Consider the following 14,075-nt stretch of genomic DNA (forward strand, 5'->3'; position numbering starts at 1 on the left):
GGCCGATCGCGCAGTTCCCCGCGCCCCTGAGGTATGTCTCCCCACCCCTTCTCGTAGATCGAGGTATGTGTCATGCACGCGTCCCGCCTCAGCAGAAGAGCCGTCCTGGCCGGGACCGCTGCCGCCGCCGCGGCCGTCTCCCTGCCGTTGACCCAGGGGCGAGCCCAAGCGGCCGCCACCCCCGCGCAGAGCAACTACCGCTGGCGCAACGCCGTCCAGGGCGGCACGGGATTCATCAGCGGGGTGCTGTTCCACCCCTCCGTCAAGGGTCTCGCCTACCTCCGCACCGACATCGGCGGCGCCTACCGCTGGGACGATCGCAGGGACCGGTGGATCCCGCTGACCGACCACATCGGCTGGGACGACTGGAACCTGCTGGGTGTGGAGGCCATGGCCGTCGACCCGGCGCATCCGGACCGGGTCTACCTCGCCCTCGGCACCTACGCGCAGTCCTGGGCCGGCAACGGGGCCGTGCTGCGCTCGGAGGACCGCGGAGCGACCTGGCAGCGCACCGACCTCACCGTGAAGCTCGGGGCCAACGAGGACGGGCGCGGCTGCGGCGAACGGCTGCTGGTCGATCCCCGGGACAGCGACACCCTGTGGCTCGGCACCCGGCACGACGGGCTGCTCAAATCCACCGACCGGGGCGCCAGTTGGCAGGCCGTGAGCTTCCCGGCCGCACCGAGCGCCACCGGCCAGGGCATCACGCTCCTGGTCGCCGCCGGCCGCAGCGTCTACGCCGGCTGGGGCGACTCCGACGGCACCTCCGCGAACCTCTACCGCACCGTCGACGGCGCCACCTGGGAGGCCGTCCCGGGGCAGCCGGCCGGCACTGCCGCCAGAGTTCCGGTCCGGGCCGCGTACGACAGGCACACCCGCGAGCTGTACGTGACCTACGCCAACGCCCCCGGCCCGAACGGGCAGTCCGACGGCAGCGTGCACCAGCTGCGCGTCGGCACCGGGAAGTGGAGGGACGTCACCCCGGTGAAGCCGGGCGGCACGACGGCCGACGGCTCCGCCGACTCCTTCGGCTACGGCGGTGTCGCCGTCGACGCCCGCCGCCCCGGCACGCTCGTCGTGTCGACGAACAACCGCTGGGCCGACGTCGACACCGTCTTCCGCTCCACCGACGGCGGCCGCACCTGGACGTCCCTGAAGGACAGGGCCGTCTTCGACGTGTCCGAGACGCCGTACCTCAACTGGGGCGGGGACGAGCCCAAGTTCGGCTGGTGGATCCAGGCTGTCGCCCTCGACCCGTACGACTCCCGGCACGTGGTCTACGGCACCGGCGCGACCCTCTACGGCACCCGCGACCTCAAGCACTGGGCCCCGCAGATCCGCGGTGTGGAGGAGGCGTCCGTCCGCCAGCTGATCTCGCCCCCGACCGGCACGGCGCACCTGCTCAGCGGGTCCGGCGACATCGGCGTGATGTACCACGAGCGGCTCACCGCCTCCCCGTCGCGCGGCATGGCGTCGAACCCCGTGTTCGGCACGGCGACGGGCCTGTCGCTGGCCGCCGCGAAGCCGTCGTACGTCGTCCGGGCCGGGTGGGGGGACCACGGCAACGGCGCCTGGTCGGACGACGGCGGAAAGACCTGGACGCCCTTCGAGGCCCAGCCGGACGTCGCCAAGACCGCGCCCGGCCCGATCGCCGCCAACGCCGACGGCAGCGTGCTGCTGTGGTCCTTCGGCACGAGCAACCCGGGCCACCGCTCCACGGACAACGGCGCCACCTGGTCGGAGGTCGCCTCCTTCCCGAAGGGTGCCGTCCCCGTCCCGGACCCCGTCGACCCGGCCCGCTGCTACGCCTTCGACACCACCAGCGGCACGCTGTTCGCCAGCACCGACAGCGGCCGGACCTTCACCGCGCGGGCGACCGGCCTGAACTCGGGGGACACCGAGTTCCAGCTGGCCGTCACGCCCGGGCGCTCCGGTCACCTGTGGCTGAGCCTGAAGTGGAACGGGCTGTACCGGTCGACGGACGGCGGTGCGAGCTTCAGCAAGGTCGCCAGTTGCTGGGCCTCGTACACCCTCGGCTTCGGCAAGGCCGCCGAGGGCGCTCCGTACCCGGCCGTCTACATGGTCGGCTCCACCGAGACCGTCACCGCCGTGTACCGCTCCGACGACGAGGCGAAGACCTGGACGCGGATCAACGACGACCGGCACCGGTGGGGCTGGATCGGCGCCGCCATCGCAGGCGACCCGCGTGTCCACGGCCGGGTCTACATCGCCACCAACGGCCGCGGCGTGCAGTACGGGGAGCCCGTCTGATGCCGGAGCAGACGGGGCCCGCCCTCAGCGACGCCACCCGGGGCCGGCTCCTCTTCGGCGGCGACTACAACCCCGAGCAGTGGCCCGAGGAGACCTGGCACGAGGACGTGCGGCTGATGAAGGCCGCCCGCGTCAACTCGGTCACCCTCGGTGTCTTCTCCTGGTCGACGCTCGAACCGGAGCCCGGGGCACGGGAGTTCGACCGACTGGACAGGCTGATGGACCTGATGCACGAGAACGGCATCGGGGTCGTCCTCGCCACCCCCACCTCCTCGCCCCCGCCCTGGATGGGCCGGCTGCACCCCGACACCCTGCCCGTCACCGAGGACGGCCGCACCGAGTGGTGGGGCGGCCGACAGCACTTCTCGCACTCCAGCGCCACCTACCGGCGCTACGCCGCCGCCATCACCGAGGACCTGGCCGCCCGCTACGGCGGCCACCCGGCCCTGACGATGTGGCACATCAACAACGAGTACTGCACCTACGACTACGGCGATCAGGCCGCGGCGGCCTTCCGGCGGTGGCTGCGCGAGCGGTACGGCACGCTCGACGCCCTCAACGAGGCCTGGGGGACCGCCTTCTGGAGCCAGGGCTACGACACCTGGGACGGCATCCTGCCGCCCCGCCTGCCGCACTACCTGCGCAACCCCGGCCAGGTCCTGGACTTCCGCCGCTTCACCTCCGACATGCTCCTGGAGTGTTACACCGCCGAGCGGGACATCGTCCGGCGGCACACCCCGCACACGCCGGTCACCAGCAACTTCATGCCGCTGTGGTTCGGACAGGACGCCTGGCGCTGGGCCGAGGAGGAGGACGTCGTCTCCGTCGACCTCTACCCGGACCCGCGCGACCCCCTCGGCGCGCAGAACGGCGCCCTGGTCCAGGACATGACCCGCTCCCAGGCACGCGGGCCCTGGATGCTGATGGAGCAGGCGGCCGGCCCGGTCAACTGGCGGGGCGTGAACCACCCCAAGCCACGCGGCCTCAACCGGCTCTGGTCCCTCCAGGCCGTGGCCCGGGGCGCCGACGCCGTCTGCTACTTCCAGTGGCGCCAGTCCCGGCAGGGCGCGGAGAAGTTCCACTCCGGCATGGTCAGCCACGCGGGGGAGGAGGGCCGGACGTACCAGGAGGTCAAGCGGCTCGGCGCCGACCTGGAGCGGATCGCGCCCGAGGTGACCGGCCGGCACCTCACCGCGAACGTCGCCGTCCTGCACGACTGGCACGCCTGGTGGGCCGGCGCCCAGGACGGCCGCCTGTCCGGCCGGGTGGAGTACCCGAACGTCCTGCGCGCCTGGCACCGGGCCCTGTGGCAGGCGCACCTCACCACCGACTTCGCTCACCCCGAGCACGACCTGACGCCGTACTCGCTGGTCGTCGTGCCGCAGCTGTACGCCCTCACCGACACCGCGACCGACAACCTCCTCGCCTACGTCCGGCAGGGCGGCACCCTCGTCTGCGGCTTCCAGACCGGCGTCGCCGACCAGGACGACCGCGTCCGCCCCGGAGGCATGGACGTCCGGCTGCGCGAACTGTTCGGCATCCGCACGCTGCACGAGTGGTGGCCCCTGGACGAGGGGGAGACCGTCACCTGCGAGGGCTTCGGTGGCACCCTGTGGTCCGAGGAGATCGAGCCCGCAGACCCGGACCACACGGCCTGCTACAAGGGCGGCGAACTGGACGGCATGCCCGCGGTGCTGCGCAAGGGCCGGGCCTGGTACGTCTCCACGCTCCCGGAGCCCGAGGCGCTGCGCGACCTGCTGGCGTCGATCGCCGCCGGTGCGGGCGTCCGGCCCGTGCTCGACGATCTCCCCGGGCAGGTGGAGGCGGTGCGGCGGGGCGAGGTGCTGTTCGTGCTCAACCACGGCCGCGAGCCGGTGACCGTCGAGGTGCCCGGCACCCACCGCGACCTGCTGTCCGGGACGGACGTCACCGACCGGGTCACCCTCGGCCGCTACGAGGCGGCGGTGCTCCGGCCATGACCGCCTCCGCCCCCGTCCACGGCACCTGGGAGCCGCTCCCGGCCGCCCGCTGGGAGGACGCCTTCCTCAGCGGCAACGGCCGGCACGGCGCCCTGGTCTTCGGCGATCCGCACGCCGAGCGGGTCGTCGTCACCCACCACACCCTGGTGCGGCCGGGCGGCCGGGACCGCCGCCCACCGCAGCTCGCCGGTGACCTGCCCGGGCTCCAGGACCGTCTCCTGGCGGGCGACACGAGAGCCGCCGAGGACTTCACGGACGGGCGTCCCCTCCAGTGGGTGCAGCCCTTCCACCCGGCCTTCCAGGTCCGGCTGGCCCGGCCCGGGGACGGCGGCCAGGACTACCGGCGGGACGTCGACTTCACCACCGGAGTGGTGACCACGACCTGTGCCGGGTGGGCCCGCCGCGTCTTCGTCTCCCGCGCCGACGACGTGATCGTCCAGCACGTCACCGGACCCGGCCTCTCCCTCGGCATCGACCTCGACCCCGGGCTGCCCGGCGCCCCCGCCCGGCTGGGCATCGGCCACGGCGCCGTCCTCACCCCCGAGGGCGCCCTGCTCAGCCTGCGCATCCGCTACCCCGACGGCGACCGGGCCTGCACCGGCGTCACCCAGGTCACCGTCACCGGCGGCACGACCGCCCTGGTGCCCCCGGGCGTGTGCATCGAGGGCGCCCGGTCCGTACTGCTCCTCACCCGCGTGCACCGGCACACCGGCGAGCTCGACGTGGTCGCCGAGGGCCGCGCCCTGCGCGACCTGCCCACGGAGTACGACGAACTCCTCGACCGCCACACCGCCCTGCACCGCACCGCCTACGAGCGGGTCACCCTCGATCTCGCCGCCGACCCCGCCGAACGGGCCCTGCCGGGATCCGAGTTGCTGACGAGACCCCGCAGCGCGGCCCTGCTGGAGCGGCTCTTCGCCGCCGGGCGCTACCACCTGCTGTCCTCCAGCGGCCTCTTCCCGCCCCGGCTGACCGGACTGTGGACCGGCGACTGGAACACGGCCTGGTCGGGCGCGTTCACCAACGACGCCAACCTCAACCTCCAGACCGCCTCGGCCGCCGCCGCAGCCCTTCCCGAGGTCACCGAGGCCCTCGCGAACCTCGTCCACCGCCAGCTCCCCGACTGGCGCGACAACGCCCGCGCGATCTTCGGCACGCGGGGCGCCGTCGCCCCCGCCCACACCGACGGCGAGTCCGGCCACTCCTACCACTACAGCCGCGAGTACCCGCTGCACCTGTGGACCGCCGGCGCCGACTGGCTGCTCAAGCCGCTCGTCGACCACGACGAGACCCACGGCACCCGCGACCCCCGCACCGCCGCCGCCCTCGCCGAAGTCGCCCTGTTCTACGAGGACTTCCTCACCAGGACGGACGAGAACGGTCACCTCGTCGTCGTCCCGTCCTACTCACCCGAGAACCGGCCGGCGGGCGCGAGCTGGGGCACGATCAACGCGGCCATGGACCTCTCCGCGGCCCGCCACGCCCTGCGCACGGCCGCCGCCCACCACCCGGGCCCCGACGCCGACCGCTGGAACGCCCTCGCCGACCGGCTCCCGCCGCACCGGATCAACGAGGACGGAGCCCTGGCCGAATGGGCGTGGCCCGGCCTCGCCGACTCCTACGACCACCGCCACCTCAGCCACCTCTACGGCGTCTGGCCGCTCGACGAGATCACCCCCTACGACAGCCCCGAGCTGGCCGGCGCCGCACACCGGGCCCTCGAACTGCGCGGCGCCGAGAACGACTCCGCGCACGGCCACCTCCACCACGCCCTCGTCGCGGCCCGGCTCCGGGACGCGGACCGCGTCGCCCACGCCCTCGGCCAGGTCCTGGACGGCGACTTCTTCCACGCCTCCCTGATGAGCGCCCACTACCCGAAGCGGGACGTCTACAACGCCGACGCCGCGCACACCCTGCCCGCCGTGCTGATCGAGATGCTCGTCCAGTCGACCCCCGACCGGCTGGTCCTGCTGCCCGCGCTGCCGGCGGCGTATCCCGACGGCGCCCTGCGCGGCGTGCGCACCCGGTTCGGGGCCGAGCTCGACCTCACCTGGACGCGGGACGGTGCCACCGCCGTCATCCGGCCCGGCCGCACCCACCGCGTCGAACTCCGCACTTCCTCCGGCGCAGAATCCCTCCATCTGGTCGCCGGAGAGGACCACGTCCTCACCCTGAGGACGTGGTAGTTCCCCCCACCCCCCCCACCCATGGAAGGGACACCATGGCATCAAGCACGCTGCGCAGGGTCACCAAGGCCCTGCTGGCCCCCGCCCTGGCACTCGGCGCCACCATCGGACTCGCCTCCGCCCCCGCCTCCGCCGCCGTCTGGAACTCCTGCGACCAGTGGGGCCAGACCAACCTGAACGGCTACACGCTCTACAACAACATCTGGGGCAGTGGCGCCGGCAGTCAGTGCATCTGGGCCAACTCCGGTACCAACTGGGGCGTCTGGGCCAACCACCCCAACACCGGCGGCATCAAGTCCTACCCGAACCAGACGAAGGCGATCAACAAGTCGATCACCTCGCTGACCTCGCTGTCCAGCAGCTACAACGTCAGCGTCCCGTCGTCCGGCGCGTACAACACGTCGTACGACATCTGGGACACGGACCACGACTACGAGATCATGCTCTGGGTCAACAAGACCGGAGCCGTCGGTCCGCTCGGCACCTCGCAGGGCAGCGTCAGCCTCGGCGGCCACTCCTGGAACGTCTTCAAGGGCACCAACGGGGCCAACGAGGTGTTCTCGTTCATCCGCACCTCCAACTCCAGCTCCGGCACCGTGAACATCCTGCCGATCCTGAAGTGGATCAAGGACACCAAGAAGTGGATGGGCAACGAGACGATCGGTGACGTGCAGTTCGGCTACGAGGTCACCTCGTCGTCCGGCGGGCTGAACTTCACCACCAACAACCTGACGGTCAGCAGCAGCTGATCCGGCGCGGGGACGGGGCCGGCCGTGCCGTCAGGCGCGGTCGACCCCGTCCCGCAGCACGTTGTAGTCGGCGAAGGCCGACTCGACCTCGTCGCGGGTCAGGCCGTAGCGGGACAGGTCGTAGGTGTGCTTGCGGGTGCCCTTCGGGCGGGCGACGGCCGTGGCGAGCCGGGCCGCTTCGGTCTCGGTCCACCGGGCGCCGACGGCGGCGTAGAGCTTCGGCGCGCCGGACGCCGGGTCGGAACCGAGCCAGGAGTACGGGGCGTCCACCAACTGCTCCGGCGGGACGGCGGCCCGGGCCGCGAGACCGCGCGTCATGGCCCGGCTCAGCAGCTCCAGCCAGGTGGCTCCGATGCCGGCCAGGTCGACGGGGCGGGTGCTGACGGCCATGCCGTGCTCGATCAGGGAGCAGAAGGACGCCACGACGGTCACCGGATCGCGGTGGCACCACACGATCGTCGCGTCGGGGAAGACCCTCAGCAGCGCGTCCAGGTTCTCCAGGTGCATGGGGGACTTGAGCATCCAGCGCCGCCGCGGACGGCCGTACTGGAGCACCTGGTAGACCTGCTTGAGGTACCGGTAGTCGGCGGTGAAGTCCCGCGCGCAGTGCCACTCCTGGTACTCCGGGATACGGGCCTGGGAGAACGGCATCAGGGCGTGCGGCAGCGCGAAGGTGCACTCCTCCGGGCCCTCGGCGGCCATCGCGTGGATGTCGCGGAAGCGCGGCGCGAACAGGTCCGTGCCCCGGACCATCCGCCGTCCGGCCGCGATCGCCCTGCGCCGCTCCCGGGGCGCCAACTCCAGGTCCGGCGCGAGCAGTTCCCACAGCAGGGGGCTGCGGTGTTCCTCCGAGATCGACAGCACCGCGTGCGTGACGGTGGTCGCGGTGCGGGGCAGTCCGACGACGAACACCGGCTTCTCGATGGGTTCCCGTCCGATCTCCGGGTGCTCGGCGATCAGCCGCCGCACCCGCGCCCGGTTGGCGAGATGCCGCCGGACGTGCCCCTGCGCGGCCTGCCAGCCGACCGGGGTGAGGTGCTCCGCCTTCGCCCACCAGCCCAGCAGGGCCCGGAAGCCGTCGACGAACTCCCGGTCTCCCGGGGCCTCACCGGCCTCCACCACGATGCGGTCGAAGATCCGGCCGGGATCACGGCGGGACCCGAAGGCCGGCCGCAGCAGCAGACCGGCCACGGTGAGGGCGAGCGGTGAAGAGGACACGACAAGACCCTATCGACCGAACTGCCCGTTGTGGCACAGCAATCGAGGGACGGCCGGAACCGGCTGACGGCTCACGCCCCGGCCGCCCCTACGCGCATGGCTACTCCGCTACAGGCAGCCGTGCCCCGTCCCGCAGGAACAGCGGGATGCGGTCCAGCGGGGCGTCGACCGTCACGGCCCGGCCGCCCTCGTACGTCTGGCCCGTCCACGCGTCCGTCCAGGACGCCCCCGCCGGCAGGTACGCCGTACGTGCGGTGGCTCCGGCCGTCAGCACAGGGGCGACCAGCAGGTCAGGGCCGAACAGGTAGGAGTCGTCGACCGACCAGGCCGCCGGGTCGTCCGGGAACTCCAGGAACAGCGGCCGCATCACCGGCAGGCCCTCCTCGTGGGCCGCCCGCATCACGTCCAGCACATACGGCTTCAGCCGCTCGCGCAGCCGCAGGTACCGCTCCAGGATCGCCCCGGCCTCCTCGCCGTACGACCACACCTCGTTCGGGCCGCCGGTCATCTCCGGGCCCAGCGGCATGCCCGGGTCGCGGAAGCCGTGCAGCCGCATCAGCGGGGACAGCGCGCCGAACTGGAACCAGCGGACCATCACCTCCCGGTACGCCGGGTCGTCCGGGTCGCCGCCGTGGAAGCCGCCGATGTCGGTGTTCCACCACGGGATGCCCGACAGGGCCGTGTTGAGGCCGGCCGCGATCTGGCGGCGCAGGGTCGGGAAGTCCGTGCCGATGTCACCGGACCACAGGGCGGCGCCGTAGCGCTGACTGCCCGCCCACGCCGAGCGGTTGAGGGTGACGATCTCCTCCTCGCCGGTGGCGGCCAGGCCCTCGTAGAAGGTGCGGGCGTTCTCCGCGGGGTAGGCGTTGCCGACCTCAAGGCCCGGGCCCGCCCAGTAGCGCAGGTTCTCCTGGAAGCCGGGCTTCAGCTCCGGCTCGCAGGCGTCCAGCCAGAACGCCGTGATGCCGTACGGGTCGAGGTAGTTCTCCTTCACCTTCGACCACACGAACTCCCGGGCCTCCGGGTTGGTGGCGTCGTAGAAGGCCACCTGGACCGTGGAGGCGACCTCCTTGTCGGGCCAGTCGGCGTGCGCCATCGGCCCGTACTGGGTGCCGATGAACCAGCCGCGCTGTTCCAGGACCGGGTGGTTCTCGCTCAGCGGCGACACCGACGGCCAGACGCTCACCACCAGCTTGATGCCGAGTTCCTCCAGCTCGCGCACCATCGCCGCCGGGTCGGGCCACTCCTTCGGGTCGAACTTCCAGTCGCCGAGGTGCGTCCAGTGGAAGAAGTCGCAGACGATCGCCGAGATGGGCAGCCCCCGCCGCTTGTACTCCCGGGCCACCGCCATCAGTTCGTCCTGGGTGCGGTAGCGCAGTTTGCACTGCCAGAAGCCCGCCGCCCACTGAGGCAGCATCGGGCTGCGGCCGGTCACCGCGCTGTAGCGGCGCTGGCCGCCGGCCGGGTCGCCCGCGGTGATCCAGTAGTCGATCTGCCGGGCCGAGTCGGCGACCCACCGGGTGCCGTTGTGCGCCAGCTCCACCCGGCCGATCGCCGGGTTGTTCCACAGCAGGGTGTAGCCACGGCTGGAGCTGAGCACCGGGATGCCGACCTCGGCGTTGCGCTGGACCAGGTCCAGCACCAGGCCCTTCTGGTCCAGGCGCCCGTGCTGGTGCTGGCCGAGACCGTACAGCTTCTCGTCGTCGTAGGCGGCGAAGCGCTGCTCCAGGTGGTGGTGGCCGTTGCCGACGGCCGTGTAGAGGCGGGAGCCCGGCCACCAGAAGTGGGCGCGGTCCTCGGCGAGGATCTCTTCGGAGTCCTCCGTGCGCAGGAAGCGGATCAGACCCTCGGCGCTCACCTCGACGGTGAGCGCGCCGACGGTCAGCTGCCCGCGTCCGTCCTCGGTCTTCACCGTGGCCGTCGTCGCGGGAGCCTCGTCGAGCAGGGCGCCCGGCAGCCCTTCGAGGACCGGGCCGCCGAGCCGGGCACGCACCCGGACCGCGTCCGGACCCCACGGCTCGATCCGGAGGGTCTCCTGGCGGCCGCTCCACTCCAGCGCGCCGTCCCGCTCGCGGAACGTGCCGACGGTCGGGGAGGACTGCGCCAGGCTCACCTGGGGCTGGGTTTCAGCAGGCTGATTCACGAGGCGGGCTCCTGTGCTCCTGAAGGAGTGCAGACAGAGGTGTGCAGGCAGAGGTGTACAGGCAGAGCTGTGCAGACAGAGGTACGCGGACATGGGGGTGCCCCGAGAGGAAGGCGGTGTTCGAAGGGGGCGTACGGACGGGGGGTGCCTACGACCGGCTCGGCGCCGGCCCCGTGCTTCCCCGGACCGTCAGCTCGGGCGCGATCAGCACGACCTCGTCGCTGCCTCGCCCGTCGAGCTTGGCCACCAGGTGGTCCACGGCGTGCCGCCCCATCTCCTGCGCGGGGATGGCCACCGACGTGAGCCGCACCGAGGCCTGCATCGCGACCTGGTCCGGGCAGATCGCGACCACCGACACGTCCTCCGGCACGGCCCGGCCCTGCTGTCGCAGCAGCGCGAGCAGCGGCTCCACCGCCGACTCGTTCTGCACGATGAGCCCCGAGGTGCCCGGGCGCTCGTCGAGGATCCGGGCGAGGGTCACCGCCATCGCGTCGTACCCGCCCTCGCACGGCCGGTGCAGCAACCGCACCCCCAGCTCCCGGGAACGGGACCTGAGCCCTTCCAGGGTGCGTTCGGCGAAGCCGGTGTGCCGCTCGTAGACGGCCGGGGCCTCCCCGATGACGGCGATGTCCTGGTGCCCCTGCTTGGCCAGGTGCTCCACGCACAGTGCGCCCGTCGCCCGGAAGTCCAGATCGACGCAGGTCAGGCCCGAGGTGTCGGCGGGCAGTCCGATCAGCACGGACGGCTGGTCCGTCTCCCGCAGCAACGGTAGCCGCTCGTCGTCGAGTTCGACGTCCATCAGGATCATCCCGTCGGCGATCCCGCTGCCCGCCACGCGGCGCACGGCGTCGGGGCCCTCCTCGCCGGTGAGCAGCAGCACGTCGTACCCGTGGGCGCGGGCGGAGGTCGCCACGGCGATGGCGATCTCCATCATCACGGGCACGTACATGTCCGTGCGCAGCGGGACCATCAGGGCGATGATGTTCGACTTGCTGCTGGCCAGGGCGCGGGCCCCGGCGTTCGGGTGGTACCCGAGCTCGCGGATGCTCCGCTCGACCCGCTGCCGGGTGTTCGCGGAGATGGACCGCTTGCCGCTGAGGACATAGCTCACCGTGCTCGCCGAGACTCCGGCGTGCTGGGCGACCTCGGCAAGGGTGACCATCCAGCTCTCCAAGCTCTTGTGAAGCGCTTCGACAGTGCGCGTAGCTGATTAGGGTGGGTGAGGGTGGTTCGACAGTAGCCCCAGCAGGAGTGGGTGTCCATAGGTTATCGAAGCGCTTCGACACGGATTTCCCGGAGCGCTCTCAGAGCCCGGAGCGGCCACCGGGACGGCACCTCGATGCAACACCGTCGTCAGGCGCGCGACAAGTGGCGGGGGCGCTGCGCCCCCCTTCGGCTGAACGGACGCGCGAGGACTGGTGGGAGCGTCCGGATTCGGGTACCAACGATCCAGTAGCACTGGTCGGTAACGAAACGGTCCTCCATCTTCTAGTTGCGGCGAGGTGCCCCTCATGTCCGCTTCCACCACCCCTTCTTCCCGTCCCGCCGTCACCGAGCGGGAGGCCCGTGAGGTGGCGGAGGCCGCCCGGGAACAGCACTGGCGCAAGCCCAGCTTCGCCAAGGAGCTGTTCCTCGGCCGCTTCCGGCTCGACCTCATCCACCCCCACCCCTCCCGGACGACGAGGCGGCCCAGCGCGGCGAGGAGTTTCTCGCCAAGCTCCGCGACTTCGTCGAGACGAAGGTCGACGGGGCCCTCATCGAGCGCGAGGCCCGGATCCCCGACGACGTGATCGACGGGCTGAAGGAACTCGGCGCCTTCGGCATGAAGATCGACACCAAGTACGGCGGGCTCGGCCTCGGGCAGGTCTACTACAACAAGGCCCTCACCCTGGCCGGCTCCGCCAGCCCCGCGATCGGCGTGCTGCTCTCCGCGCACCAGTCGATCGGCGTGCCCCAGCCGCTGAAGCTGTTCGGCACGCAGGAGCAGCGCGAGCGCTTCCTGCCGCGCTGCGCCCGCACGGACATCAGCGCCTTCCTGCTCACCGAGCCCGACGTCGGCTCCGACCCGGCGCGCCTCGCCACCACCGCGATCCCCGACGGCGACGACTACGTCCTCGACGGCGTGAAGCTGTGGACCACCAACGGCGTCGTCGCCGATCTGCTGGTCGTCATGGCCCGGGTGCCGAAGAGCGAGGGCCACCGCGGCGGCATCACCGCCTTCGTCGTGGAGACGAACGCGCCGGGCGTCACCGTCGAGAACCGCAACGCCTTCATGGGCCTGCGCGGCATCGAGAACGGCGTCACCCGCTTCCACCAGGTCCGTGTCCCCGCCGCCAACCGCGTCGGCGAGGAGGGCCAGGGTCTGAAGATCGCCCTGACCACGCTCAACACCGGGCGGCTCTCCCTGCCCGCCTCCTGCGTCGCGGCCGGCAAGTGGTGCCTGAAGATCGCCCGCGAGTGGACGGCGGCCCGCGAGCAGTGGGGCAAGCCCGTCGCGCACCACGAGGCGGTCGGCTCCAAGATCTCCTTCATCGCGGCCACCACCTTCGCCCTGGAGGCCGTGACGGACCTGGCCTCGCAGATGGCCGACGAGGACCGCAACGACATCCGCATCGAAGGCGCCCTCGCCAAGCTCTACGCCTCCGAGATGGCCTGGACGATGGCCGACGAGCTCGTCCAGATCCGCGGGGGCCGCGGCTTCGAGACGGCCGAGTCCCTGAGGGCCCGCGGCGAGCGCGGCGTCCCCGCCGAGCAGCTCCTGCGCGACCTGCGCATCAACCGCATCTTCGAGGGCTCCACCGAGATCATGCACCTGCTGATCGCGCGCGAGGCCGTCGACGCCCACCTCTCGGTCGCCGGCGACCTCATCGACCCCGAGAAGTCCCTCGGCGACAAGGCCCGGGCGGGCGCGAACGCGGGCGTCTTCTACGCCAAGTGGCTGCCGAAGCTGGTCGCAGGGCCCGGCCAGCTCCCGGCCTCCTACGGCGAGTTCAAGCACGAGGTGGATCTCTCCGGGCACCTGCGCTACGTCGAGCGCACCGCCCGCAAGCTCGCCCGCTCCACCTTCTACGCCATGTCCCGCTGGCAGGGCCGCATGGAGTCCAAGCAGGGCTTCCTCGGCCGGATCGTCGACATCGGCGCCGAGCTGTTCGCCATGAGCGCGTCCTGCGTCCGGGCCGAACTCCTGCGCAGCCAGGGCGACCACGGCCGCGAGGCCTACCAGCTCGCCGACGTCTTCTGCCGCCAGTCCAGGATCCGCGTCGAAGAGCTCTTCACCCGCCTGTGGACCAACACCGACGACCTCGACCGCAAGGTCGTCAAGGGCGTCCTGTCCGGCACGTACGAATGGCTGGAGCAGGGCATCGTCGACCCGTCGGGCGACGGCCCCTGGATCGCGGACGCGACACCGGGACCCTCGCAGCGGGAGAACGTCCACCGGCCGATCAGGTAGACCCGGCCCTCCTGGGGGCGTGCACCGTTATGGCGCGCGCCCCCAGGAGGGGGATGCGCTGTCCTCACACCCCGGCCT

Annotated in this window: 7 protein-coding genes and 1 pseudogene; 5 read left to right on the plus strand and 3 right to left on the minus strand. The window is 72.0% G+C overall.

Annotated elements, in window-relative coordinates:
- The first annotated feature begins 72 nt into the window (after positions 1-72).
- The 4 genes from RFN52_RS29290 to RFN52_RS29305 are packed head-to-tail and all read left to right on the plus strand — an operon-like array spanning position 73 to position 7,185.
- Positions 73-2,271 carry a sialidase family protein gene (locus RFN52_RS29290; RefSeq protein ID WP_184850529.1) on the plus strand — a complete coding sequence of 733 codons (2,199 nt, stop codon included), beginning with the start codon at positions 73-75 and terminating at the stop codon, positions 2,269-2,271.
- Positions 2,271-4,250 (plus strand): beta-galactosidase, encoded by a 1,980-nt coding sequence (locus RFN52_RS29295; protein ID WP_184850531.1) that lies wholly within the window; start codon positions 2,271-2,273, stop codon positions 4,248-4,250. The genes RFN52_RS29290 and RFN52_RS29295 overlap by 1 nt, the downstream gene beginning before the upstream one ends.
- Positions 4,247-6,436, plus strand: coding sequence for a glycosyl hydrolase family 95 catalytic domain-containing protein (locus tag RFN52_RS29300; RefSeq protein WP_184850533.1), 2,190 nt, complete (start codon positions 4,247-4,249; stop codon positions 6,434-6,436). Before RFN52_RS29295 ends, RFN52_RS29300 begins: the two co-directional genes overlap by 4 nt.
- A gap of 35 nt (positions 6,437-6,471) precedes the next feature.
- Positions 6,472-7,185 carry a glycoside hydrolase family 12 protein gene (locus RFN52_RS29305; RefSeq protein WP_184850535.1) on the plus strand — a complete coding sequence of 238 codons (714 nt, stop codon included), beginning with the start codon at positions 6,472-6,474 and terminating at the stop codon, positions 7,183-7,185.
- A 30-nt stretch (positions 7,186-7,215) separates the two neighbouring features.
- Here the strand turns inward: RFN52_RS29305 and RFN52_RS29310 are convergent, their stop codons facing one another.
- From RFN52_RS29310 to RFN52_RS29320, 3 genes are all read right to left on the minus strand, one after another.
- Complete coding sequence (locus tag RFN52_RS29310; protein WP_184850537.1) at positions 7,216-8,403, minus strand: sulfotransferase family protein; 1,188 nt, start codon at positions 8,401-8,403, stop codon at positions 7,216-7,218.
- Positions 8,404-8,503: 100 nt separating this feature from the next.
- Positions 8,504-10,546 carry a glycoside hydrolase family 31 protein gene (locus RFN52_RS29315; protein ID WP_184850539.1) on the minus strand — a complete coding sequence of 681 codons (2,043 nt, stop codon included), beginning with the start codon at positions 10,544-10,546 and terminating at the stop codon, positions 8,504-8,506.
- 148 nt (positions 10,547-10,694) lie between these two features.
- On the minus strand, positions 10,695-11,708 hold the full coding sequence (locus RFN52_RS29320) for a LacI family DNA-binding transcriptional regulator (RefSeq protein ID WP_184850541.1): 1,014 nt from the start codon (positions 11,706-11,708) through the stop codon (positions 10,695-10,697).
- 349 nt (positions 11,709-12,057) lie between these two features.
- Between RFN52_RS29320 and RFN52_RS29325 the strand changes: the two are divergent.
- Positions 12,058-13,997 (plus strand): annotated as a pseudogene (locus RFN52_RS29325) (acyl-CoA dehydrogenase family protein).
- Positions 13,998-14,075: the final 78 nt, after the last annotated feature.

The sequence above is a fragment of the Streptomyces collinus genome (assembly GCF_031348265.1).
GTDB lineage: Bacteria > Actinomycetota > Actinomycetes > Streptomycetales > Streptomycetaceae > Streptomyces > Streptomyces collinus.